Consider the following 24,069-nt stretch of genomic DNA (forward strand, 5'->3'; position numbering starts at 1 on the left):
GTCTTGCGTGATTTGAATTGTGAAAGAGTTCTATGAAGTTGAAGAAATTTAAAGCAGTCCTTGCCTGCTCTATTGTTGCCTCCGTGGGTGTTTTCGGTGCAGCCCCAGCTTATGCGGGCTCTAGTGAGGATGAGTTGGTGCTAAGTGGTTCAACTCAATCACTGTTCCAGAATTTGGTCACAAGTTTGGCTAATAGCCCGAGTTCTTCGGGTGCTCGCGTGGATCGTGTGCTGGGTTTCTTTAATGCGCTGGGTTCGTCGGGGGATCGGCGTTTGCCAGGACCGCTGACTTCTTCTGATTCGGACTACCCCAAAGCGACTGATGTGTCAATTACTTCGGTGGAGTTGGTTAAACGGGAATCTGATCCTTATATTGATCATCCCCGTGTGGAGCGCTGGTTTGTGGCCTCTGCTGCGATGCAACGTGTGATTCCAGTGTCGGTGCTTTTGCCTGCCGACGCCGACTCGCCCGCCCCGCACGTCTATCTGTTGGACGGTATTTCGGCGACGGATCGTTCGGGCTGGTTGCGCCATGCGAAGATTCACGAGAAGTTTGCTGATGAGCAGGCAATGTTTGTCATGCCGCTAGAGGCCAATGGTTCGCTGTATGCGGATTGGAATCACCACGATCCGGCCTTGGGCTTGATGAAGTGGGAGACGTTTTTGAGCAAGGAGCTTCCACAGGTGATGGAGGCGAATTCGAATTTCAATGGCAAGCGCGCCATTGGTGGCTTGTCGATGGGTGGCGGTTCGGCGGTGCGTACTGCGGCGAAGCACCCTGATGTTTTCCACGCTACCTTTGGTTTGTCGGGTTGTTATTCCACTGTGGATCCGATTGGTTTGACCATTACGAACATTATGGTGCGTTCGCGTGGTGGTAATCCGGCGAATATGTGGGATGAGCAGCAGATGCGGGAGAATGATCTCACGTTGAATCCTGAGGGTTTGAAAGATATGCCGATTTATCTGTTTACTGCTGACGGCATGATCAGTGAGCGTGATAAGGAACTGACGAAGAACAGCGCTTTCTATGTTCTGCCTGCTGGTTCCGTGTTGGAGCAGGGTACTCATTTCTGTACTCAGAAGCTGGAGCAGGCGATGATTGATCATGGGATGACTCATCAGAAGGTGGTGTATCAGGTCGGCGGTGTGCATGACTGGGATTTGTTTAATACCCAGATTGTTCCCGCGTGGGAGTATGTCAAGCCTTTCGTGACCAGCTAAAATTCCCCTTCCCTAGCACTCTTGAACACGCCGCCGATAGTTGGATTTTGGTTTCATTCTTGGCTGGGTTTGTAAGGGTCTGATCCCACTAGCGTGTTGGGATCAGGCCCTTAAATCGCTATTGAAGTTCACATTCAAACCAATAAGGTTTTCTCAGCAGAAAACCCCTTACACTACCCCACCTGTGGTTATCAGGGTTTGGCGGTTGGAACGTCGAGACCACGCACACGGGATCGAGGGGGTGCATTCGGAATGGATTGGGATCATGAAAATCACGCTGAACTTAAACACGTGCGTGCGTCTATGTACCGGCACACTAGGTAACCCTTAAGTTGCGACCAAGATCTACTCGCGTGATCACAGTCGCACGGAGTGCACACATCTATGCTTTGAAGATCTTTGGGGATGGACCTATCTCATCGACAGTGTGGTGAAAACGACGACCGTGCTTTTGGCATGCAGCTTGGCGAGCTTCATCATTGCTCCGACACTTCTTTGGGAACGGATGTCGGGCCGCCACTCAAGCGTGTGACATTGAACATATACGACCCGTCAGCTACTACGATTCCAAGAGGGACTAGGACTTAAGCACCGATACTAAAACTCCCCGTTATTAGGTTCCTGATTTCTCAGCGGAACTGGCGAGGAGCTACCCACCCCAAGCTCAAGGAGAAGGGGGAATTGTGCTTATTTAAACACACTTGCCCTTCATTTGGTGTACGTACTTACGTCACAAACATTTCATTCATGAAGTACCGAGAATGTGATCGCTTTAAGTCCTCTTCGCTATGACTAGCTACGGTAACTAACTCAACGTCTTGATTTTCGTTACAGCGCTCACGCTTCAGTCTCTCAAGTGTAGCCTCCCGAAGGGAATTGAACGTTTCGATCGAAACAGCCCCAGTCCGCGGGTTGTATTCAATAAGGTAACCGCGCATTTTTACCCTTCCCCACTTTCTGAAATCTTCAGAGCCGACAGCTTGGTATCATTGATTTGAGGCAACACTGAAGCCAGCTGATCCAACTGTCTATACATCCTAATCATAGAGTCCCTCAAAGCCCTAGCCTTATGATCTAGATCACTTGTGTTAACAGGACCTAAGTGGGGATCTTCACTCACATTTCGCTCTTGCTCAAGTGCGTAAATTTCATTAGATTTTCCATGCATCAGACTTAATACGTTCCGAACGCTTTCATCGCACTGTTCGAGAGAATCTATATATCGAATGCCACGGCCAAAAATATCTGATGCCTTCTCGTATACATTTGCCCATTGCGCTTGCAATGCAGTCCGAAGCTGCACCTCAACCCTGCCGGCCGGAAAATCTGCATGGATATGGATTGCCCTATATCCAGAGTGTGGGCTTTCCCGTAGGTCTTTAATAACCACGCGTCTCGCACCACCATCACTAAGGGCATCTTTTAAAACTTCAGCAACCCTATATTGATCGTCTAGGTTACAGTCAAGATCGAATCGTAAACCTGCGATATCTTGTATCCTGTAAATTGGCGTCTTATCCATTCTGCAAAGCTTCTCAATAATCGTTTTTCTCATTTTTGGGCGCGCAGAAAAACGATACTTGGCAGAATAAGGCATAATTTCCTCTCCGCTAAAAGCTTCTTGGAAAGGTAAATTTTCGAATACCTTGAGCAAAATTATCTGCGTTTCATCAATGATGGAAATATTATGCAATATGAATTGGTCAAAAACTTCTTCATCACAGACTTCCCCCTTCCGCAAGCTCCTCCCCAGCTTTTTGAGACGACTGTCTGAAATTGGACATTTTTTCTCAAGAAATGACATGGGTTCCCTATTTTACTATTGCCAGAAACGGCGCAAAGCACGATTCCCACTAGCACTGAAAAAAGAAGTTGAAAATCCATCCATTATGGGGAACACCTTGCGCAGTTAACGAAAGTGGAAAACTAATGAGAATAGATCGTGAGTGCAACCGAGGGGTCGATGATTCGTTCCTCGCTGTATTCAAAAAGCTCAGCGAGTGTTTCAGACAGAAGCAACTGGGCTTGTGCTTCATACTCGCTCGGCGTCACTTTTTCACGCATGCATTTCATAGTAGTCGAGCGGGGAAACAAAAGCATGATCCCCGCCACAACCACGTGCTAGTCGGCCACAAACGCCGGAACAGGCACAGCCTGCTCACGCACAGTTTTCTTCTCATCCATGCGGCGGCACAGCGCCACATACACACTGCCGGTGATGTTGTGAATCACAGCCGCCACCGCGCCCGGCAATGCAGCCTCGGGGCTGAAGAATTGTGCGGACATACCAGAAGAAAGCCCCGCTGACTGCGTACCCACCTCGGTTGCCAAGGTGCGTTTCTGGGCAGTGCCCATCTTGGTGGCATAACCGGTGAGGTAGCCGAAGATGAAACCACACACGTTGTGAATAATCACCGCGGCGAACACAATCAGGCCAATAGTTGCGAGGCGTTCGGCATTCTTGGCTACCGCACCGAACACCACACCACCAATGCCAAGGATCGACACCCAGGGCAGGATGGGCAAAATCTTGTTCACAAAACCGTCAGCAACAAAGCGAATAACCAGCCCACCCACCACGGGGATGAGTACGGTTTGGCATAGGCTCCACGCCATTGCCCACGCATTCACTTCCGTGTGGGCATCGGCCAAGATCAGCATCAGCATGGGGGTCATGATCGGTGACACAAGGGTAGATACTGAGGTCATTGCCACAGAAAGGGCGACGTCGCCACGGCACAGGTAGGCGATCACGTTCGAGGAGGTTCCGCCGGGGACGCTGCCGAGCATGAGTAGGCCTATTGCTAGTGCGGGGTTGAGTCCTAGTAGTTTGGCCACAGCCACGGCTAACAGGGGCATGATGACGAACTGGGCTACGACGCCGATAAGGATTGGAAGTGGCCGACGGGCTACCTGTTTGAAGTCGGGGATGGTCAGTGTCAGCCCCATGCCAAACATGATCACCATCAGGAAGTAGGTGATGTAGCTTGTCAGTGGCAGGAAGGGTGCTGGTTGGGCAAAGGCGATCAGTGAGCCACAGATGATAAACAGCGGGAATGCCAGCACCACGATTTTTGCTGAACGTGCTTCGGGTGCGTGGGTATCGGTGTGATTTTCCATGGTGGGGTTTTAAACCTTGAATCCTCGTCGTGGGGGCACACTAGCGATGTGTGGGAAGAAACTTCAAGCGCATCCTTATAACGAGTGGGTGTTCGTATCACAGGAAAATAAGTGCAGGGGGTGTTACGTCACGCCCACACACGGGGCCGTTGGGCTTTCCCCTGCGCATACGGGCGTGTTGATGCCTGCTGCAGGGGTTGTGTGTGGGCGCTGTGAAGTGGTGCACGCTTTCGGGGTGTTGGAGCACCACTATTTTTGACGTAGCTCACAAATTAGTCGATCCACATACTGGGACACAACATCTCATTTTTTCGGGGGTAGTCCTATACACCCCTCCAACCGCGCCACTTTAGTGATCGGCGATGGCGGCGTCGAGAAGCTCAAAAATACCCGCACCATCGTGACCAATCCCATCATGCTGGAAGTAGTTAGTCACATGTAATCGCAGATCACGGTAGGTGCGCGCGGTCGCCATTGACTCTTCGAAAGGCACGAAAATATCGTCCAGATACACAGCTGCCGCCACGGTTGGGGCCTGCGCCAACCCTGCAGCATCGTAAGGCGAACGCTGCCAGTGATGCTCAGCCAGCCCCATGGCCGCATCTTTAAAGGGACGCAAAGCGGGATCTTCATCGAACTGCCAGGGGTAGATGTGCTCACCGGTGAGGTAGAACTTGTCGGCGCGCACGGGGTCGGCGTTTTCCGCAAAACCTTCGACTTCCTCCCGCATCCGATCCGCCGCCCAGCGTGTAGCCGACCGCTGCCCCAGGTCAGCTGCTGGCATGCCCACGCCACCGTAGATCGATTCGTGAATGGCGGCGTACAGCGGTGCTGCACCGAAGCTTAGTTGCGCCCCGAGTGCGTGCAACACGTCAGTTTTCATGCGCTTTTCGCCCCGAACAATCCGGAATGGGTCTTCGAGCAAGTATGCGAGATTCAAAAATCCTGTGCCACGCCCCAGGTTAATTCCGATCGTGCGGAAGCGGCGTGAACTCAGCCGCTCACCGGTGGGTAGTAGTTCTTCAGCATTGTCGAGATGATGCGCAATTTCGCGAATCCGCGCATCGGCAAACGGTACTTGTTTCAGAAATTGTTCGTGGCGATACTCAAGCTTAGCGTAGGTGCTGCGGTAGAGGTCATCAGCTGTTTTATCCAGCGTGGGCAGCCCGCCGGTGAGATAAGCTGTGTCCACCGATTCGGGGTGTGCTGACAGGTAGCTGGTGATGCAGAATCCGCCGAAGCTTTGCCCAAACAGTGACCACTTCTCCACGCCCAAAGCACGGCGGAGTGCTTCGGCGTCTTCCACAATATATTCTTGGCGCAGCAATGCTAACTGCTGCGTGCTGATGCGCTCACTAACTGCGTCGATGCGGGCGCTGCGCCCAGTGCCACGCTGGTCGAGAAGCAGCAGGCGGTACTTTTTCAGCGCGGGACCCATCCACGACCCGACGCTGGTGGGGCGGGGTGAGGGGAAGCCGGGTCCGCCTTGCAGGTACACAAGGTAGGGGTAGTTTTCGCCACCGGGTGGGATGATTTCGCGGGCGAAAAGTTCGAAAGTCTCGCCTTCAGGGTTGGTGAAGGGATCCCACGCAACGCTTAAGGTGTGTTCGATATGGGTGTGCCCGAAATAGGTGATGGGTGAAGACTGTGTATGCGTCATACTTCTGTAGTGTAAACGCCACCGCGAACATCACCCACCCCCTTTGCTTCGCGCACGGGCATGCAGGTGGCGCTTCGTTCACTGCGCACACGCTTGAAGGATGAAGGTTTTCACGGTTTGCGTCGGTGAACATTCAGGGTGGTGCTGGCAGCTGACTATTTTTTAAGTGTTTGTTAGCCCAGATTTTTCATGGGGTGGGTTTGGTGGTGGTGGGTTGGGGTGGTGTGTTTGTGGGGTTGGTTGGTTCACCTTCGCCCTTTGATTCGTGGTTTTTAGGGCAAGGTGTGCGTCCATAAAGTTGTGTGGGGTTTGGGGGTTGGGGTGTGCCTGCAGTGTGGCTGCCAGATCGCGTGTGTGGGCCTAGGGGTGTTAGGGTTTTCGTTTCTTCCAGCGTGGCTGTAGAAGGCTCTGGGTGTAGCCAATAAGCGTGACCAGTGTGTGGGTGTGGGGGTTGTGCTGGTCAAGCTGGAGGATGATGCGTCTGCTGCTTGTGGTGATTTTTGATGCAACCGCAACAAACCTTACACGGATAGTCTTCGGCACCCATGTCCACCAAGGCTTGCTTGTTTCTTGGTGTGAATGATCCTTGTGGTGGCAGGCGTCGATGAGTTTCGTCCAGGTAAGAAGTTGGTGGGATAGTGCAACGATCAAACACCAGATTTGGTTCGCCCCGAATTGTTTAAACGGCAGTTTACTAAGGCCTTGGTCTTTGGTGTCTTTGATGTGTTGTTCACATAAAGACCGATTACGGTAGCAGTAGTCAATGTGTTGAATATTCCCAATAAGGTTCGTTACGCACAGTTGGGCGCGAACACCATGTTGGTTGAAAAGACTGTGTTGGCACCCTGGGTGGGGTGGTTCGATTCGTGCGATAACACGCATATCCTCGGGGTAGTCAGCTAGAAGATTCACCAAAGGTTGGTGCTCATCTATATTTGCGGTGCGCAGTAGTCCGGTGATGTCTTCAAGGAAATGGTTCTCATCACAAACCAGATCCCCTGAAGCACGCACAATCGGCACCCGAGTATCCCACCGATCACAGTCTTTGCCTGTGTGAGCACTGGTTCCCAAGTGTTGTGTATCAGCGTTGGTTGTTTGTTGGGATTGAAGGTGATGGTCAAGGGTGATGCGCGCTGTCGGCGGGGCGGAATAACCCAGAACATACCCAAGGTTGTGATCGTTGAGGAAACTGATGAATTTCTTTGTCCCACCAGCACTGTCAGCACGGATGACTAATCGTTTGCCCCAGGGTTGACCATCACTGTGATCAGGCAGGGTGGCAAGAATCTCGTCAACAAGCTGGCAGTGATCACGAATTGTGTTTGCCCCGGCATTTCCTGGTCGAAGCAGGCAGTTAAGAAACTCCCCACCAGGCAGACCGATGCTGGTGTAATCAATAAAGGCACATAACGGGTGGAAACCAAAGCCTTTCTTATAGGTAGGCGTCGCGTTTTCCTTATCGGAATGTGCGGTAATCAACGTGGCATCAATATCGATAACCAGTGGTTGTTCAACTGTTGCCACCCGATGCGGAGCGTGATCACCTAACAAATCCCACACCCTAGTGCGAGCTTGTTTCGCTGCGTGGATAAACCCTTCTCGCACATGCTCGCTGGTATCTGCATATTCTGTGATCCGCCGCCATGCGGTTGTCACTGACGGTAACGATTTTGATGCTAACGCGGTTGAAACAGAAGAAAGCAAGGTGATGTCGTGGACATCATCCCCACCAGCAATCAACGATAAAGCCAGATTCACCCACACATCCCCTAACGTGTGCGTGAGCCCAGAACGCGGCAAAGCGGAATCAAGGCAGTCACTTATTCCCACCAATTCGGCTACGTGAGCAAACGGTAACACCCCCGCACCGGATACAAGATGAGAACAGCTAGCAACCCGTGGAATGTATGTGGTAGTCTTCACCTTGAAAGTGTTTCTTTCTGCCTAGATTATTGACTTCAAAACATCTCTATTCTAGCAGGTCAAGAAGCACTTTCTTTACTTTTTGCTCACCTTTTCACCCCACACCCATGAAAAATCCGGGTTAAGCTTGTCGGCATGAGTATCAACGCACCACAACACCCGCATACTGTTGCTGATTTTCAGGCTAATGTCACCGCAGTGCGCGAGCGCATTGCCGCGGCAGCCAGCACAGCGGGGCGCGACCCAGACGATATTCGACTCATCCCAGTATCCAAATCTTTCCCCGTCGAGGTGGTCAAAGTTGCCGTTGAGGCGGGGTTGACCACACTCGGCGAAAACCGTCCGCTGGAGATGGCTGAAAAAGCACAGCTTATTGACGGCGTCACCTGGTGCATGTTAGGTCCGGTGCAGCGCAATAAGGCACGCGAAGTAGCGTTATGGGCCACTGAGCTGCACTCGTTGGATTCGGTGCGGTTGTGTGAAGCGTTGCAGCGCCGCTTGGAAGCTGCTGATCGCACGCTGGATGTGTTTATTCAGGTGAATACTTCGCGAGAGGATCACAAAGGTGGTCTTGGTGTTGATCAGGTGGAAGAATTCGCCACCCAGCTGGTGCAGTTCCCGCGGCTTCGCCCGCGTGGCTTGATGACTCTAGCGGCCTATTCCCCTGAGGAGAAAGTGGTGCGTGCTGCATTCTCGCAGCTGTATCAGTTGCGTGAGCGTCTGCGCCCGCTGCTTCCTGAGACTGTGCAGCTCGAAGAGTTATCGATGGGCATGTCGAGTGACTTTGAGTGGGCGATTGCTGAAGGTGCGACCACCGTTCGGGTCGGGACAGCTATTTTCGGCCATCGCGCACAATCGGTGTACCTGCAATGATCGGGGTTGCTGAAGGTTTTGCCATCATCCTTACAGTCATTGGGGTGGGCTATCTTTTATCGCGGCTGAAGGTGATCGGCAACGAAGAGCAACGTTTGGTGCTCAATAAGGTGGCCTTTTACGCCGCCACCCCAGCGTTGATTTTTACTGTTGTATCCCAAGCGACACCGAAAGACCTGTTGAGCCCAGTGATTGTGGCCTCCACGGTCAGCGCTGTGCTGATTGCCTGTGTTTTCGTGCTGATCTCGCGGTTCTTTTTCCCCACTGATCGCGCATCCACGGTGATGGGGGCTGCCAGTTGTGGTTATGTCAATTCCAACAATATCGGCCTGCCGGTGGGCATTTATGTGCTGGGTAACGCCGCATATGTTCCACCCTTGCTGCTGGTGCAGATGGTGTTTTGACACCTATTATTTTGGCGTTGATTTCATCCTCCTCCCGAGTAACCACCGCGATGCGGCAAGCGCTACTCTCCCCCATTGTTTTCGCCGCGATCGCAGGATTGGTTGTCAGCCTCAACGGGTTGAATGCCCCCGATGCATTAACCGAGCCGTTGAAGATTTTAGGTGGGGCATCAATCCCGATGATTTTGCTCAGCTTCGGCGCATCCTTGCATGCTGCTCGGCCGCTATCGGATCCCACGTTCCGCGCTGCTGCAGTCACTGCTACTGCTTTGAAAGTCCTAGGAATGCCCGCTGTTGCGTGTGCGGTGGGCATGCTCATGGGATTTGATGCTGAGAAGCTGTACGCGGTGTGCATTCTTGCGGCGCTGCCGACTGCGCAGAATATTTACAATTACGCGGCCACATATCGGCGTGGAATGGTCGTTGCCCGCGATACGGTGCTGTTGTCGACATTCTTAGCGCTACCGGCAATGTTGCTCATCGCGTTTCTGTTTGGGCGCTAAGTTTTCAGTGTTCTATCAGTACTAGTGCTTGCCGCCTGCCAACTGGTGTTTGTGTGCGCCTTGTGCGCGGCTTAGGGTGCGAATGTAACGATGCTGGGTGGGCGTCGATAAGCTCAAAGGCTAATAAAATGCTCACAGTACTTTCGTAAAGTACTGATAAAAAATCTGTGAAGAATACTAAGGAGATCGCAGCTTACCATGCTCAGCTCACACACCAGCGTGGCTCTTTTGAGTGCACTTAGCGCAACCGCACTCATCATGGGCACCCCCGCCGCAGCCCACGCCCACACCCCTCAAGCAGGCGCATCCGCCCAGCTGAGCAGCACCAGCAGCGACACCTTCATGGACACCTACAATCAGCTCGTCGGCCAAGCCTTCGCCCTGCCCGGTGTTCCTTCACACCTTGAAAATATCTACCGCTTCAAACAAAACTCACCGCTGCTCTCAGGCTTACACGCGCCAGGTTTCTTCGCCTCCGACGCGTGGTACAGCACCGAAGCACCCCAAGACTACGCCCAGCCACGCTTAGTAAAAATTGAGAAAGACACTGGGTTGCGCGTCGAACGCTGGTTCATCGAATCGCCAGCCATGCGCCGCGTGGTGGAAGTGCAAATCATGCGTGCGGTTGACAGCAGCAAACCAGCGCCGATGATCTACCTGTTCGATGGTGCGACAGCACCCTCGCGCAACGGCTGGTTGCGCCGCGGCAACATCGAAACCACCTTCGCTAACGAGCAGGTCACCGCCGTAATGCCAACCCAAGCGTCTGGCTCCTCCTATCTCGACTGGGCGGAAGAAGATGAACTCATTGGTAAGCCCATGTGGGAAACTTTCCTGACCCAGGAGCTGCCGCCGATTCTCGACGATGCTGCTAACGGCCTGAATTTTAATGGCAAGCGTTTCATCGGCGGGCTGTCGATGGGTGCTGGCGGCGCTATCCGTTTGGCGAACGCCCACCCTGAGCTTTTCGACGGCGCCATCGGGCTGTCTGGCTGTTACTCGAACACCACCACTATGGGCCGGTTCATGATCGAGTCGATCGCCAACTCTGTTAATGCTGACCACACTAAGATGTTCGGCACGTCCGACAATCCTGATCGCCTGCGCACCGATGTTGTGGCTAATCCGGAGGGGCTTCGCAAAATGCCGGTGTACCTGTTCACTGCTGATGGGCACGTCACTCCGCGCGATATCGAAAATTACCGCCACCAGTCCGTCAAGGATCTGCCCGGCGCGGTGATTTTGGAGCTTGCCACGGATAAGTGTACTCGTGAGCTGGATGAGTCTATGAAGGCCCATGGCATGACGCATCAGAAGGTGGTGCTTCAGCATGGTGGTGTGCATGACTGGCCGTATTATGCCGAGCAGTTTCCTTTTGCGTGGAAGCATGTGTCTGAGCAAGCTGACGCGTGGAATACGAAGGGGCTAGAACCCCTTACGCGATAGTTTTTTGTAAAGCCGTGCATAGCACCACTTTCTGTGGCGCTTTCCGCGGCCTCCCGTATGTTCACAGTGCAGGTGATGGCACAGGTTGGACGTTATCGAATTGTTATTGGCTTCAGTGCTCAAAACTGCTTCCGTTAAGAATGAGTTTTACTAGCCTTGGAGGGGTTTGTGTGAGTTCTACGAAAGGCAGATTCTATGAGCGTCGCTGTGGCAATGCCCTTAAGTACTACGGTTGATCCGGCACTGACTGATAAGGCTATGACACGCAAAGATTGGCCGCTGTCGCTGTGGCGGGCGTGGGGATGCTACCTGCACGAGCACGCCCACTGTGAGTGAAGGGGGCAAAGAGTGCACGGACAGAATCAAAAGTATATATTTGCGACGATACTCACACTTTTGCCAAAAGTGACTCTTCTCGCACCCTCACACACCTCTGCTGTAGCCGACATGCACATTGCGTAAAACACGCCATGAACTGCCAATATTTTGGCAACAACACTAGGAGTGGAACCATCAGCCCGCAGGGTTGCTCGTGGCATTTGCCCTTGGTGTGGCTGGTGTTGTGCAGGAATTTCCTTGAAGTATCTGATAGCTAACTATGTTCGTGTATTAGTATTATGAGCTTGATCTTAAAACAAGGATAGCTTTCGGGTTGCTCCTGCTCAAAGTGGTGCTGCTGTGCTTGTTTTGGTGCAACTTTCCCGTGTTCCCCCTTTAAACCTTTTCATTCCACTTTCTTCTTGTAACCATGACTGATACTGCAGAAGCCGATAAAGAATACGGCAAGATGATGGCGCGGATCTTCAATTCGAAGATCGCTGACTTCGCCATTTCCACCTCCATCGCATTGGTGCAAAAGACCCCTGCCGTGTGGCGTCGCATCCCCCCACTGTATGCGGATTTGGTGGGGGATCTCCCAATTCTCCAGGACTTTGACGCACCACAGCTGATCGACCGGATTCCCGATGAGGATCCTGGGGTGGAGCGTTGGTATGTTGCTTCCCCTGCGATGCGCCGGGTGGTTGAGGTGCAGGTGATTCCTGCGAAAGATCCGGATATTCCCGCACCGATGTTGTATCTTCTCGACGGCGTTTCGGCGCCCGCGCGTTCCGGCTGGTTGCGTGAGGGGCAGATTCAGGATTTTGTGGCCAGTAATCATGTGACTGTGGTGTTGCCGACCCAAGCACCGGGTTCCTTGTATGAGGATTGGCTTCGCGACGACCCTAAGGTTGGCCGCCATAAGTGGGATACGTTCCTCTCCTCCGAGCTGCTTCAGGTGATGGAAGATGCAGCGCATGGTCTGAACTTCAATGGCCGCCGTGTCATTGGTGGGTTGTCCATGGGTGCTTCCGGTGCGGTGCGTATTGCTGCGAAGCATAATGAGACTTTCCATGGCGTCATTGGCCTGTCTGGCTGCTATTCCACGACCTCGATTATGGGGCGGGGTATGACCTTGGCGATTATTCGTTCCGTGGATGCAGATCCGGATAATGTGTGGGGCCCGGGGATTACTCCTGCTGCTTTGGCTGCCGATGTGGCGGCGAATCCTGAAGGTTTGCGCCATATGCCCATTTATCTTTTCGCCGCCAATGGCCGGATCACTGAGCATGACATCAATATCCATGTGGGTCAGCCCCGCCATGAGCTTCCCGGCGCGGTGCTGTTAGAAAAGGCTTCGTTTAAATCGACTGTGGAGCTTGTGCGCACGATGGAGCGCATGGGTATGCACCATCAGGTTGTTCATTTACAGCGCGGTGGCGTGCATGCGTGGGCTTATTATGGTGAGCAGCTACGCAAGGGCTGGGAGGCTGTCTACCCCGCTGCGGTGAAACGCTAATCTCTTTCCACACACAGTAAGCACACTGACAACAGCTGTGCCCTCTGTTTCGATCAGGCGTCTGTATTCACAACAAGCACAAAGCATCACCGACGCCAGCCGTGGACACAGAGCCAACCCACTAACCCACAATTTATTGGACATTCACCTCACCCCGAAAACCACATTCAGGGCGAAGGTGTACCAACAAACCTCACGACCAAGCCACCCCCATTCAACACCACCACAACTAACCCAATGAAAAATTTTGGATAGGATATAAGTAACTACAACGAACAATATGTTGATGTATCACATCTTAATATGTTACGCCCGCGAACAAGAAACAATGTCGCTTATGTCCACCCTCAGCCTGAGGTTGCCTTCAACCACCCCAACTAACTCATATTAACAAAACTCAATAAAAGCAAACGTCCCTACGAATCACTTTGTCGGCAACCATAGCAATAATAAAGATCTCAATACTGATCCATCATTTTATTAGACTTTCTCAATAAACATTCCAATCCTTAAAAAGGTATTCGTAGTTTAATGGGCAACGGCGGGCATTTAATAAAATATTACAAAATGAAAGGTCGAGGAAATATGAGCAAAAAATCGTACTCGCCGATCACTGTTAATTTTCCTAGCGGAAAAGACGTTTTCCTCGACGACGAGATCCAAAAGATTAAGCACAGACAAAACTTAGTCCTTTCGTCCCAGTCGATTCACCATGAGACTAACGACGAAGGAGATAACTCGGCACACAGCCAAGACTACGAAGAGTCTTCAAATACAGAGGAACAATCTTACCTATTAAAAGGTGCACCAACAGTCAAGGAGGTAAAAAAGTACGGATTGAATTATTATTCTTTATGGAGCAATCGCAGTAAATGGATAATTCGTAAAACCCAAACCGTACAGCACATTAACCGAGACACTTTCAACTACATCTATTCTTACGATATAGATTTTGACTATGTTATGCAGTTTAGTGGAAAACCCCATGGCAAACAGGAAGATGTTTGGCTACCATTAGAACCTTTGAAAAAAGGAGAAATTTTATCAATTGGAATCACGGGAGAATGGCAAGGAAAGATAGGCCTTGTAACCCGACGAGAAAATACTAGAATTGCGTTGTACATCCTGGTAGGATACCTTCTACATTCTGGCTTTGAATTTGAGTGTATAAAACAGGAAGATATCAATTTGCTCTACAATCTATTGCTTAATAATAAGGAACACGAAATTATTAAAAATGGTTTGCAAATAGACATTCCGTTTGACTCTGATCGAGGTGGCAAACTTCGTAATGCTTTAATTGACAAGCACAAAGAACAAAAGAAAGGTAGCGGATCGAATTGTAACAAACCTTTGTCAGAGTGTTCATCCATTGTAGCTTGCATTGATAATAATGATGATTTTTGTGAAAGAGTGATGAACTTTATTTCTTGCTACCCTTTGACCATATGCTTGCCGCAAGATGATAAATCGCCACGACTACATTTGGACGTTGATATTTGTAATTCTCAAAATCTAACGTTAAGAAGCAGGATTCGACGATTCTTTGACAATGGATTCCGAATGCCTTCTTTGTACATTCCATTAAATTCAGTTGGACTTAAAAAGATCGGAGCGACTTGTAAAGTTTTAGCACCGGATGAAGCGCGAATTATCCAACAGGTATTTTCGTCGGATGAAGATTTTCGATTTAAAAAATCATCGAGCCAAGCATCCATTCACTTTTACTCCCCTTCCGATGTTTATCAAAAAGGAAAGAGTTCATTTAATATTGGCAACCGCACTCCCAGCGGAGGGGAGGAGTTTATGAAGATCACTATCAACACACGAAGAGGATATTTTGCCTTCCCTTCCTTGATGATCTCGGCTGGTTGCTTTTTTATAACTTCGCTAATTCTTCTTTTTTTATCGAATTTGCGCAAATCTGGTTCGGATCTTCATCTTGGCGAATTAGTTTCTACCGGCAGTATTATTATTACTATGATCGCATCAGTTCCTCCACTTACCAGTGGTCTTTGGCTTTTGCGAGGAGAACATGAAATAAACAGTATATCTTTAGGCATTCCTCGACTGTTTTTGTTTGTTAACACCGCAGCTACCTTTGTTTTTGCTTTATCTATAATTGGTCGCTTTTTTATATGCAAATCTCACGCACCCAATCAATCAATAAACAACTTCACTGAATGGGGAACGATTTGGCTTTCGCTTTTTAAAGATAACCAGATCAACGTACTGTATTGGGCTCAGTATCTTTGCTTAATCTACTTTGTTTGGATGATAGTTAGGACTACTATACATTCAAGCATTTCCCCCACCTTGTTCCAGTCATTCAATTCCAAAATATGCCAATTTCTAAGACTAAGCGATTTTAATCTAACCAGATCTTTGGCTAACCCAGATTTTTCATGGGGTGGGTTTGGTGGTGGTGGGTTGGGGTGGTGTGTTTGTGGGGTTGGTTGGGGCACCTTCGCCTTTGGTTGTGGTTTTCAATGGCAAGGTGTACGTCCGTGTTTTTGTGGTGGGGTTTTGTGGTGGGGTGCCTGCGGTTGGCTGCCGGTGGTGGGGTCTGCTGCGTGTTGTGGTTGAGGGGGTTAGGTTTTTCGTTTTTTAAGGGGGCGTAGGAGGTTTTGGGTGTATTCCATAAGTGTCACCAGTGTGGGGGTGTGTGTGCTTTGTTGATCGAGGTGGAGGTATATGCGCCTGCTGCTTGTCGTGATTTTTGCAGAGATTGCAATAAACCTTGCTCGAATGGTTTTTGGTGCCCATGTCCACCACGGGTTGTCGGATTGATTTCGTTTCTTGTTGTTGCCGCTGTTGTGGTTGTTGTAGTGATGGTCGAGTAGTTTTGTCCAGGTGAGAAGTTGGTGGGCTAAGGTTATGATGAGACACCAGATTTGGTTAGCTTTGAACTGGCAAAACGGTAGTTTTGCAAGGCCTTGATCTTTGGCGTCTTTGATGTGTTGTTCGCATAGTGATCTTTGGCGATAGTACTGGTCAATGCGTTGAATATTGCAGTTGAGGTTTGTTGCGCATAATTGGGTGCGTATGCCGAGTTGATTGAAAATGCTGTGTTGGCACCCTGCGTGGGGGGGATTCTATCCGTGCGATCACGCGCATCGTGGTGGGGTAATCAGTAAGAAGGTTCACCAGTGGTTTGTCATCTTCTAGGTGTGCGGTTTGTAGTAGTCCGGTGATGTCTTCAAGGAAGTGTTGGTCATCAAAGCTGATATCCCCATTGCCACGCACAATTGGCACACGGGTGTTACGTAATGATCGATAATCTGTGTGACTAGTTGCTTCGTTACCGGATCTGATGTGCTCATTGAGGAGGATACTTGCTGTAGGTGAGGGTGAAAAGCCAACAACATAACCGAGGTCATGGTCGTCTAAGGAGCTAAGGAATTGTTTTGTCCCACCAGCACTGTCAGCACGGATAACAAGTCGTTTGCCCCAAGGTTTGCCATCGCTGTGATCGGGGAGAGCGGTCAGGATTTCTTTGACAAGCTGGCAATGATCATTAGCGGTGTTTGCTCCCGCGTTACCTGGGCGAAGCAGACAGGTTAAAAATTCCCCACCAGTTAACCCTACGCTGGTGTAGTCGATAAAAGCACATAATGGGTGGAAACCAAACCCCTTCTTATAGGTAGGTGCGGCTTTTTCCTTGCCAGAATGCGCACAGATCAGTGTCGCATCAATATCTACTATCAGGGGTTTGTCTACTGTAGCGAGCTTATGTGGGGCTTGATCGCCCAGCAGGTTCCATAGTGTGCTACGGGCGTATTTGATCGCGTGAAGGAATTCTTCACGTATTTTATCGCTGGTGTCTTTATGCTCTGTCAGTCGCCGCCACAGGGTTGATACCGACGGCAATGGCTGAGACGATAATGCTGTCGAAACAGAATCTAACAAGTTGATGTCTTTAACATCGTCACCACCAGCAATTAACGATAACGCTAACCCAGTACACGCATCACCAAAAGTATGTGTTAACCGTTGCCGTGAGAAAACACGATCAAGGCTGGCACCAATCCCGACTAATTGAGCTACATGAGCAAGGGTAACACCCCGCGCGGGAAACAAGACGGGTGCAGCTGGCCATCATAGGGTGTATGTAGTAGTCTTCACCATGAAAGTGCTCCTTTTCTGCTTGGAATAAAGGCTTAACAACATCTCTATTCTAGCAGGTCAAGAAGCACTTTCTTTACTTTTTACACACCTTTTAAGCCCCACCCCATGAAAAATCCGGGCTAATACAGTTTTTTTAATTATACTCGCATTTTTAGTACCTTATCTGCTTTTACACTTCACCATGGTTGGGGACCTTGATCTCTTGATTAAAAATACTTGTGACCAAATACACAGGTAGGAACAGTGAGGTTTTCTGCTGGAGCATTCACGCCAGATTAAACGTCACGTTTTTTAAAATCACTTGAATTGGTATTAGAATTATGCCAAAGATGATATTGACTTGAGATTACAGAGATAGAATCGTCTTTTGTTCATCATACTCTAACACATTAAAACTGAAGTACTTTGTAATAACAGATCAAGGTATTATTCCGTTTTGTGTAAAAATACCCACAGTTTCAAAGGGTTTCGATTACGGTGCTACAAAGCCACAGCTCCCCTGATTTTTCAAACACAACCACAATTTCATCACCAATCACTACGGCGTCGATATAGCCACACGGGCCGTGAGTAAAGAAGCCAGCGTTCACCCACGTTCCACTGCGATACAGCGCCACAAAGCCGCCGACTCTCCCCTTGCCGGAATAGCACAGCACCAGCCCTAGGCTGGTAGAAACCAGCGCGGCGTTGCACGCGGCAGCTGCAGGCTCAGGGCTAAACACTGGCGTCGACCACGTGGTGCCAGCATCAGTGCTGTGTGCCCACCAGCGCCCCAACTCCCCCGAGGCATAGGCTGAGGTTTTCCTCGCGGATAAGACCAGTGTTTTCCCATTTATCCCGTAGGCAGTTTCATCCATATCCACACCCACAGGTGTGCCGGCAACCCAGCGCTGCCCCTGATCACTACTGCTAATAGTCATATGGGTGGTGGTGCCATCGCAACGTTTAGCCACCAGCGGAATCAACCACTTCCCATCAATCACCACCCCATGGCCGGAGGTAGCAAAAGCACCTGTGAACTCGCCCAACACATCATCGGTAATGCAGCGGCTGCTCCAGCTTTGACCACGATCAGTAGATAGTAAAACTTCAATCTGAAGAGTATTGGCTGGATCTTTGGCACTTAAGGGTTGCGAACCGAAAAAGCCCACATTCCGGCTGCGGGCATGAACGATACATACCTTATCGCCATCAATAATGATGGCCGGATCAGAATAGCCCGTCGGCATGGAGGGATCACCGTGGCGCAAAATTTCCGGGGCGGAAAACTCTCCTTCACAACCGCGCATGATCAACAACGAATTAGGATTCGGAAGATCCGCAGCCATCGCACCACCAAGTTTTTCCCAATCAAGGTGCGGGTCAGGTTCCATGCGCGCATCAAAAGCAAGAAGGAATTGCCCATCAGTAAAAGCAGCGAGTGCGGGAACGCGAACTTCCAACACATTCGGCAAAACATCAGACAAGTCAGATGGTGCGATCACCTTCTGCTCTTTCGACCATGAAAAAGGATTAAAGGACTGCTCAGCCATGATTCTAAGTGTAGGGAATAATTCGTCTGATCTGTGATTCCTCCAATCGGGGGGAGCCTGTACCCTACCCTCACCTTAAGGGGCGGATAAAACTTCAGCCCCATCGGATGCGCCTAGTTTGCGCTACAGCCTTACAATGTGCACTTCAAGGCTAACAACCACCGAATGTTCTACCCCTTGAACACACACGCTCATGCCCGCTTGCATGCATCAACGCGCAGATGGCTCAGTTCAATCCATCGGGGTGCTTTATCAAACGAAGCACAACGCAATCACCATGCATCCGTAAGCCAATATGCACTGGTTACATGCACTCAAGCACCAATCACGAACCCCACAAACAATTACATAGATTCCCCATTAATTCCTGAGCTCTTATGAATGAGCATTGTCATGAACATCCCGTACCACCCAAATATTCCACCCCCAAAGATACCCCTATACCCTTTCAGAGAATCACACTTGAAGACACCCCCTTCCGCCATGCGCATTGTGCAACAATTCCTTATTTCCTCAATCAACCTGCAGCAATACTCCCACGCATTGGGAAAACTCAAACTGCAACCTTGTTAGAAATCCCACAATCGGACACTATGCGGCGGGAATTTAAGGGTAGTACATTTGAAAATGTATCTCGTTGGAGAGCACTGTTCTTCACATTTTTCATTTATGTTTTCAATAGAAAGGCCTGTGACTTCTCGTGAGCACTTCCGCGTGGCAGGGTTTCGTCCCTGGACATTGGCACAACACCATCGACGTACGCGATTTCATCCAGCTCAATTACACCCCGTATGACCAGGGTGCGGAATTCCTCGCAGGCCCCACGGAAAAAACACTGCGCGTGTGGAATCACTTGGAGGAAAACTACCTCTCTGTTGAACGCCAGCGCCGCGTCTACGACGTCGATACGCACACCCCAGCCGACATCGACGCATTCCCCGCAGGATACATCTGCGAAGACGATGACGTGATCGTCGGCCTGCAAACCGACGTCCCACTCAAGCGTGCCATGATGCCCAACGGTGGCTGGCGCATGGTCGAAACTGCCATCCGCGAAGCCGGCAAAGAACCCGAAGAGCGCGTGAAGGAAATCTTCACCAAGTACCGCAAGACCCACAACCAGGCAGTTTTCGACATTTACACTCCACGCATTCGCGCGGCACGCTCCTCCCACATCATCACCGGCCTGCCCGACGCCTATGGCCGCGGCCGCATTATCGGCGACTACCGCCGCGTCGCCCTGTATGGCGTCGACGCCCTGATTGAAGAAAAGAAAGCCGCAAAAGACAAGGTCACAGGCCGACCTTTCTCCGAGCACTGGGCACGCTACCGCGAAGAGCACGCCGAGCAAATCCACGCCCTTGAAAAGCTCAAGACCATGGCCGCTGCTTACGGCTTCGACATCTCAGGTCCCGCGACCACCGCTCAAGAAGCAGTGCAGTGGACCTACTTCGCCTACCTTGCATCGGTTAAAAGCCAAGACGGTGCAGCAATGTCGATCGGGCGACTGTCTGCCTTCCTCGACATCTACTTTGAGCGCGACCTTCAAGCCGGTGTGATCACCGAAACCGATGCCCAGGAAATCATCGACGCACTCGTGATCAAACTGCGTATCGTGCGCTTCTTGCGCACCATCGACTACGACCAGATTTTCTCCGGCGACCCCTACTGGGCAACCTGGTCGGATGCAGGTTTCTCCGATGATGGCCGCTCCATGGTCACCAAAACCTCCTTCCGCTTGCTGCAAACCCTGCGCAACCTCGGGCCTGCACCGGAACCGAATATCACCATCTTCTGGGACCCCAAACTACCTGAAGGCTACAAGGACTTCTGCGCCGCAATCTCCATCGAAACCTCCTCTATCCAGTACGAATCGGATGAGCAAATCCGCAATCGCTGGGGCGACGACGCTGCCATCGCCTGCTGCGTGTCCCCCATGGCTGTGGGTAAGCAAATGCAATTCTTCGGTGCCCGCGTCAACGCCGCAAAGTCCTTGCTCTACGCCATCAACGGTGGCCGCGATGAGGTATCCGGTAAGCAGATCGTGGAAGGCTACGAGCCGATTACTGGTGACGGCCCGCTCGACTTCGACGAAGTGTGGCGCAAGTATGAGGACATGCTCGACTGGGTGATCGGCACCTACGTGGAAGCACTGAATATTATCCACTACTGCCACGACCGCTACGCCTACGAATCTATCGAAATGGCGCTGCACGATTCTGAGATCATTCGCACCATGGGCTGCGGTATCGCTGGGTTGTCCATCGTAGCCGACTCACTATCGGCCATTAAGTACGCAAAGGTCACCCCTGTGCGTGACGAAACCGGACTCGTGGTCGACTACATCACCGAAGGCGACTTCCCCGTGTACGGCAATGACGACGATCGCGCCGACGATATTGCCGCAACCATCGTGCACACCGTGATGGCCAAGATCAAGGAAATTCCCCTCTACCGTGATGCCATCCCAACCCAGTCGGTGCTGACCATCACCTCCAACGTGGTGTACGGAAAGGCCACCGGTTCCTTCCCCTCCGGCCACCGCGCCGGCACCCCATTCGCCCCTGGCGCAAACCCCGAAAATGGTATGGATTCGCACGGCATGCTCGCCTCAATGTTGTCGGTGGGCAAGCTCGACTACGAGGATGCACTCGACGGTATTTCCTTGACAAACACCATCACCCCATCGGGCTTGGGACGGACCAAGGACGAGCAGGTGAGCAACTTGGTGGGCATCTTGGATGCTGGTTTCATCATGGATGATCCTTCCTGCTGCTCAAGCTGCTGAATAATTAAATAATGCAGCGATCTATGCAACGCCTGAAGGGCATACACTTCCCTTGAGGCGTTGCATAAGAATCGTTCCTTTTCACATGTTTTATCTGCGGACAGTGCTGTTTTTGCTTTCTGCAGAGCTACTCGTGGATTTGTGTTGTTACCTGTGTGGCATTGCTGTCACTGCTAGTTAATTGAAGAAAGGTTTTTCTGATGTCCTCGAAGTCTTTTGATGAGCGTATGGCTGATATGAAGGCTGCCCGCGCTGAGCACAATATGGGTTCTGGCCTGTACCATGCCAACATCAATGTGCTTGATCGTGGCACTTTGGAAGATGCTATGGAGCACCCTGAGAAGTACCCTAACCTGACTGTGCGTGTGTCGGGTTATGCGGTGAACTTTGTGAAGCTGACCAAAGAGCAGCAAAAAGACGTGCTTTCGCGCACCTTCCACCACGATTCCTAGCACTGGCTGAAATCCAGCACCACACCTTCACGGTGGATGGCATTACTGTATGGTGCGCTCCTGCAGTGGCGTGCGGCTTGCTGTAAGGAGCGCACCTAATTGTGACGCCCACGCCTTGAAATCCCCGCTACCTAGCACAGCTGCGGTAGAAAATGTTGACGGTGTGTGCACCTACGAGGGTGTTCTCGTGTAGTCGCTTTTGTTCCTTTTCCAAGTCGAAGGGTTTATTTATGGCCGATGGCATTAATTCCTCTGTGACAGTTCATCCTGAGCTCGGTCCACGGATTCGGGGTGTGGCAGCAGGGTTGGGTGATGCCACAGGCACGGACGCAGCTGAAGATCTTTCCCGCCCCGAGCTGTTTGAGGCAAGGCGCACCGGAGATGTGGGTTTGGTGCATTCGTGGGAGTTGGTCACTGCTGTGGATGGCCCGGGGACACGCATGACATTGTTCATGTCGGGGTGTCCGTTGCGCTGCCAGTACTGCCATAACCCCGACACGATGGGGATGAAGGAGGGCACCGTTGAAAAAGTGGAGGATATTGTTGCGAAACTCAAGCGCTATGCCCGCATTTTTAAGGTCAGTGGTGGCGGGCTAACAATTTCGGGTGGGGAGCCACTGTTTCAGATTGCGTTTACCCGCCGTGTGCTCAAAGCGGCACACGATGCGGGGATTCATACCTGCATCGATACTTCTGGTTTTTTGGGTGCGCGGCTTAGCGATGAGGATCTTGACTCCATCGACCTTGTGCTTCTCGACGTCAAATCCGGGTTGCCTGAAACCTACCACGAAGTCACGGGGCAGATCCTTGCCCCGACGATTGAATTCGGTGATCGCCTCCACGCCTTGGGAAAGAAGGTGTGGGTACGTTTCGTGCTCGTGCCAGGGCTGACAGATGCACCAGACAATATTGAGGCGGTTGCCGATATTGTATCCAGATGGAAAGGCACCGTAGAGCGGGTGGAGGTTTTGCCGTTTCACAATATGGGTGCCGATAAGTGGAAGCATTTGGGGTTAAAATACACCCTGGAAAATGTGCGCCCCCCCAACACGCGAATCTGTAGCGGCCACCCGCGAGGTCTTTAAACAACGTGGCTTTGAGGTGTACTAGCCTTTCTCTTTCCTCATCTATCGCACCCCCCGCACACCGCTGAGGGATTCACGGATGGTAGGTGGGGGCGTCGATACGCACACGCTTCGGCTTGTTAGTCGCGGAAAAGATTGTTCATCAGCCAACGCAAAATCAGCACCAAAAACACAGCACACAGCAGCAATAACGCAACAGTGATGCCAATGAGCGTCCAGTGATAGCCAGATAGTTCCACCACCTGCCCCGGTGCTGGGCTCATCGTGGTGCTTGTGCTTACAGCAAGCAGGGCGGGGTGGGCAAAAAACGCAGGCATACAACCCTTTCAACAATCAACAATACGGTGCTTGGACAACAGCTACTTGAGCGAAGTGGCAGGAATGAACAGTGCCACCAAAAAATCTGAATCGGGGCTGAAAGGATGCAGCTCCCAGGAGGAAAACGCCGACTGCAGTTCCAAGCCTGCACGCGCAGCATCGCTGAGAAAATCGGGAAACGCCCAGCCACGGCCAGCACCGAAACCAATAACCGCACGCCCTGTTGGGCGCAACGCTTCGGCAATGGCGCGCAGCGCTGCCAGCCGCCCCGACTCCGGCAAAAAGCCCATCACATTGCCCGCGCTAACAATAATGTCATACTCCCCGCCAGGAATAGGGTCGGTGCACAGATCCCCCACATGCCAATTCGCATTCGGATAATCTTGCTGCGCATAGCCGATGAGCACAGGGTCGAGGTCGCAGCCAGTTACATCATGCCCGCGCTGGGCAAGATAGCCGCCCACCCGGCCGGTGCCGCAGCCGGCATCAAGAATGCGGGCGTGGCGCGGGGCGAGAGCATCAATGAGGCGGGCTTCGCCGTCAATGTCACGCCCTTCGGCAGCAAAGCTGCGCCAACGCTGCGCATAATTTTCGGAATGGTGCGGGTTTTGCTGAATTAAATCTGTCCACGTAGCCATAATTTTTAAATTTTAACCCCTAAACTTCCAGTATTTAATGAAATCTGTTTCGCAAGTTTCTAAGAATGGCAAGGCGCTCACCCTTATGCCCCTGCGCACGGTCTAAGCTCACACCCTACATCAACCGTTTAATCCCCTT

18 protein-coding genes and 2 pseudogenes are annotated in these 24,069 nt (G+C 51.3%); 10 read left to right on the plus strand and 10 right to left on the minus strand.

Going from position 1 to position 24,069, the window contains the following annotated elements; translation table 11 throughout:
- Positions 1-32 precede the first annotated feature (32 nt).
- Positions 33-1,223, plus strand: a complete 1,191-nt coding sequence (locus tag CFELI_RS09860; RefSeq protein WP_277105068.1) for an alpha/beta hydrolase — start codon at positions 33-35, stop codon at positions 1,221-1,223.
- 940 nt (positions 1,224-2,163) lie between these two features.
- On the opposite strand, the gene CFELI_RS09865 is transcribed toward CFELI_RS09860, so the two are convergent.
- The 5 genes from CFELI_RS09865 to CFELI_RS09885 form a co-directional block, all read right to left on the minus strand.
- Positions 2,164-3,027, minus strand: a complete 864-nt coding sequence (locus CFELI_RS09865) for a RelA/SpoT-related domain-containing protein (protein ID WP_277105067.1) — start codon at positions 3,025-3,027, stop codon at positions 2,164-2,166.
- Positions 3,028-3,149: 122 nt separating this feature from the next.
- Positions 3,150-3,287, minus strand: a complete 138-nt coding sequence (locus CFELI_RS09870; protein ID WP_277105066.1) for a hypothetical protein — start codon at positions 3,285-3,287, stop codon at positions 3,150-3,152.
- Between the two features lie 57 nt (positions 3,288-3,344).
- The gene (locus CFELI_RS09875) at positions 3,345-4,343 is read right to left on the minus strand and encodes a bile acid:sodium symporter family protein (RefSeq protein ID WP_277105065.1); all 999 of its coding nucleotides are present in this window, start codon (positions 4,341-4,343) and stop codon (positions 3,345-3,347) included.
- A 349-nt stretch (positions 4,344-4,692) separates the two neighbouring features.
- Complete coding sequence (locus CFELI_RS09880) at positions 4,693-6,003, minus strand: alpha/beta fold hydrolase (protein WP_277105064.1); 1,311 nt, start codon at positions 6,001-6,003, stop codon at positions 4,693-4,695.
- Between the two features lie 369 nt (positions 6,004-6,372).
- Positions 6,373-7,926: an IS1380 family transposase gene (locus CFELI_RS09885; RefSeq protein WP_290258967.1), complete on the minus strand. Its 1,554-nt coding sequence runs from the start codon at positions 7,924-7,926 to the stop codon at positions 6,373-6,375.
- A 135-nt stretch (positions 7,927-8,061) separates the two neighbouring features.
- On the opposite strand from CFELI_RS09885, the gene CFELI_RS09890 reads away from it, so the two are divergent.
- The 6 genes and pseudogenes from CFELI_RS09890 (at position 8,062) to CFELI_RS09915 (ending at position 15,575) form a co-directional block, all read left to right on the plus strand.
- A complete protein-coding gene (locus CFELI_RS09890) occupies positions 8,062-8,799 on the plus strand; it encodes a YggS family pyridoxal phosphate-dependent enzyme (protein WP_277105288.1) in 738 nt (245 codons plus the stop codon).
- A pseudogene (locus CFELI_RS09895) lies at positions 8,796-9,706 on the plus strand (AEC family transporter). The gene CFELI_RS09890 and the pseudogene CFELI_RS09895 overlap by 4 nt, the downstream one beginning before the upstream one ends.
- 198 nt (positions 9,707-9,904) lie before the next feature.
- Entirely contained in the window at positions 9,905-11,152 is a 1,248-nt protein-coding gene (locus tag CFELI_RS09900) for an alpha/beta hydrolase (protein WP_277105287.1), read from the plus strand.
- A 195-nt stretch (positions 11,153-11,347) separates the two neighbouring features.
- Positions 11,348-11,488 (plus strand): hypothetical protein, encoded by a 141-nt coding sequence (locus CFELI_RS09905; protein ID WP_277105286.1) that lies wholly within the window; start codon positions 11,348-11,350, stop codon positions 11,486-11,488.
- 412 nt (positions 11,489-11,900) lie between these two features.
- Entirely contained in the window at positions 11,901-12,989 is a 1,089-nt protein-coding gene (locus tag CFELI_RS09910) for an alpha/beta hydrolase (RefSeq protein ID WP_277105285.1), read from the plus strand.
- Between the two features lie 531 nt (positions 12,990-13,520).
- A complete protein-coding gene (locus CFELI_RS09915; protein WP_290258992.1) occupies positions 13,521-15,575 on the plus strand; it encodes a hypothetical protein in 2,055 nt (684 codons plus the stop codon).
- Positions 15,576-15,580: 5 nt separating this feature from the next.
- On the opposite strand, the gene CFELI_RS13645 is transcribed toward CFELI_RS09915, so the two are convergent.
- The 3 genes from CFELI_RS13645 to CFELI_RS09925 all read right to left on the minus strand — a co-directional run bounded on the left by CFELI_RS13645 (position 15,581) and on the right by CFELI_RS09925 (position 18,649).
- Entirely contained in the window at positions 15,581-16,054 is a 474-nt protein-coding gene (locus tag CFELI_RS13645) for a transposase (RefSeq protein ID WP_353959546.1), read from the minus strand.
- A complete protein-coding gene (locus CFELI_RS09920) occupies positions 15,984-17,069 on the minus strand; it encodes a transposase (protein WP_290258993.1) in 1,086 nt (361 codons plus the stop codon). The genes CFELI_RS13645 and CFELI_RS09920 overlap by 71 nt, the downstream gene beginning before the upstream one ends.
- A gap of 506 nt (positions 17,070-17,575) precedes the next feature.
- Positions 17,576-18,649 carry a sialidase family protein gene (locus tag CFELI_RS09925; protein ID WP_277105345.1) on the minus strand — a complete coding sequence of 358 codons (1,074 nt, stop codon included), beginning with the start codon at positions 18,647-18,649 and terminating at the stop codon, positions 17,576-17,578.
- 700 nt (positions 18,650-19,349) lie between these two features.
- Here CFELI_RS09925 and CFELI_RS09930 point away from each other — a divergent pair.
- The 3 genes and pseudogenes from CFELI_RS09930 (at position 19,350) to pflA (ending at position 22,999) form a co-directional block, all read left to right on the plus strand.
- Positions 19,350-21,437 carry a pyruvate formate lyase family protein gene (locus tag CFELI_RS09930; RefSeq protein WP_277105346.1) on the plus strand — a complete coding sequence of 696 codons (2,088 nt, stop codon included), beginning with the start codon at positions 19,350-19,352 and terminating at the stop codon, positions 21,435-21,437.
- A gap of 200 nt (positions 21,438-21,637) precedes the next feature.
- A complete protein-coding gene (grcA2, locus tag CFELI_RS09935; RefSeq protein ID WP_277105347.1) occupies positions 21,638-21,889 on the plus strand; it encodes an autonomous glycyl radical cofactor GrcA2 in 252 nt (83 codons plus the stop codon).
- A 230-nt stretch (positions 21,890-22,119) separates the two neighbouring features.
- Positions 22,120-22,999 (plus strand): annotated as a pseudogene (pflA, locus tag CFELI_RS09940) (pyruvate formate-lyase-activating protein).
- Positions 23,000-23,093: 94 nt separating this feature from the next.
- Here the strand turns inward: pflA and CFELI_RS09945 are convergent.
- Positions 23,094-23,291 (minus strand): hypothetical protein, encoded by a 198-nt coding sequence (locus tag CFELI_RS09945; RefSeq protein ID WP_277105348.1) that lies wholly within the window; start codon positions 23,289-23,291, stop codon positions 23,094-23,096.
- Positions 23,292-23,333: 42 nt separating this feature from the next.
- On the minus strand, positions 23,334-23,930 hold the full coding sequence (locus CFELI_RS09950) for a class I SAM-dependent methyltransferase (RefSeq protein WP_277105349.1): 597 nt from the start codon (positions 23,928-23,930) through the stop codon (positions 23,334-23,336).
- Positions 23,931-24,069 lie beyond the last annotated feature (139 nt).

The sequence above is a fragment of the Corynebacterium felinum genome (assembly GCF_030408755.1).
GTDB lineage: Bacteria > Actinomycetota > Actinomycetes > Mycobacteriales > Mycobacteriaceae > Corynebacterium > Corynebacterium felinum.

What these genes read in the sequence shown, in the direction of transcription:
- CFELI_RS09860 (WP_277105068.1), top strand. Translation starts at nt 33, where the DNA reads ATGAAGTTGAAGAAATTTAAAGCAGTCCTTGCCTGCTCTATTGTTGCC.
- CFELI_RS09865 (WP_277105067.1), bottom strand. Translation starts at nt 3,027, where the DNA reads ATGTCATTTCTTGAGAAAAAATGTCCAATTTCAGACAGTCGTCTCAAA.
- CFELI_RS09870 (WP_277105066.1), bottom strand. Translation starts at nt 3,287, where the DNA reads ATGCGTGAAAAAGTGACGCCGAGCGAGTATGAAGCACAAGCCCAGTTG.
- CFELI_RS09875 (WP_277105065.1), bottom strand. Translation starts at nt 4,343, where the DNA reads ATGGAAAATCACACCGATACCCACGCACCCGAAGCACGTTCAGCAAAA.
- CFELI_RS09880 (WP_277105064.1), bottom strand. Translation starts at nt 6,003, where the DNA reads ATGACGCATACACAGTCTTCACCCATCACCTATTTCGGGCACACCCAT.
- CFELI_RS09890 (WP_277105288.1), top strand. Translation starts at nt 8,062, where the DNA reads ATGAGTATCAACGCACCACAACACCCGCATACTGTTGCTGATTTTCAG.
- CFELI_RS09900 (WP_277105287.1), top strand. Translation starts at nt 9,905, where the DNA reads ATGCTCAGCTCACACACCAGCGTGGCTCTTTTGAGTGCACTTAGCGCA.
- CFELI_RS09905 (WP_277105286.1), top strand. Translation starts at nt 11,348, where the DNA reads ATGAGCGTCGCTGTGGCAATGCCCTTAAGTACTACGGTTGATCCGGCA.
- CFELI_RS09910 (WP_277105285.1), top strand. Translation starts at nt 11,901, where the DNA reads ATGACTGATACTGCAGAAGCCGATAAAGAATACGGCAAGATGATGGCG.
- CFELI_RS09915 (WP_290258992.1), top strand. Translation starts at nt 13,521, where the DNA reads ATGGGCAACGGCGGGCATTTAATAAAATATTACAAAATGAAAGGTCGA.
- CFELI_RS09925 (WP_277105345.1), bottom strand. Translation starts at nt 18,649, where the DNA reads ATGGCTGAGCAGTCCTTTAATCCTTTTTCATGGTCGAAAGAGCAGAAG.
- grcA2 (WP_277105347.1), top strand. Translation starts at nt 21,638, where the DNA reads ATGTCCTCGAAGTCTTTTGATGAGCGTATGGCTGATATGAAGGCTGCC.
- CFELI_RS09945 (WP_277105348.1), bottom strand. Translation starts at nt 23,291, where the DNA reads ATGCCTGCGTTTTTTGCCCACCCCGCCCTGCTTGCTGTAAGCACAAGC.
- CFELI_RS09950 (WP_277105349.1), bottom strand. Translation starts at nt 23,930, where the DNA reads ATGGCTACGTGGACAGATTTAATTCAGCAAAACCCGCACCATTCCGAA.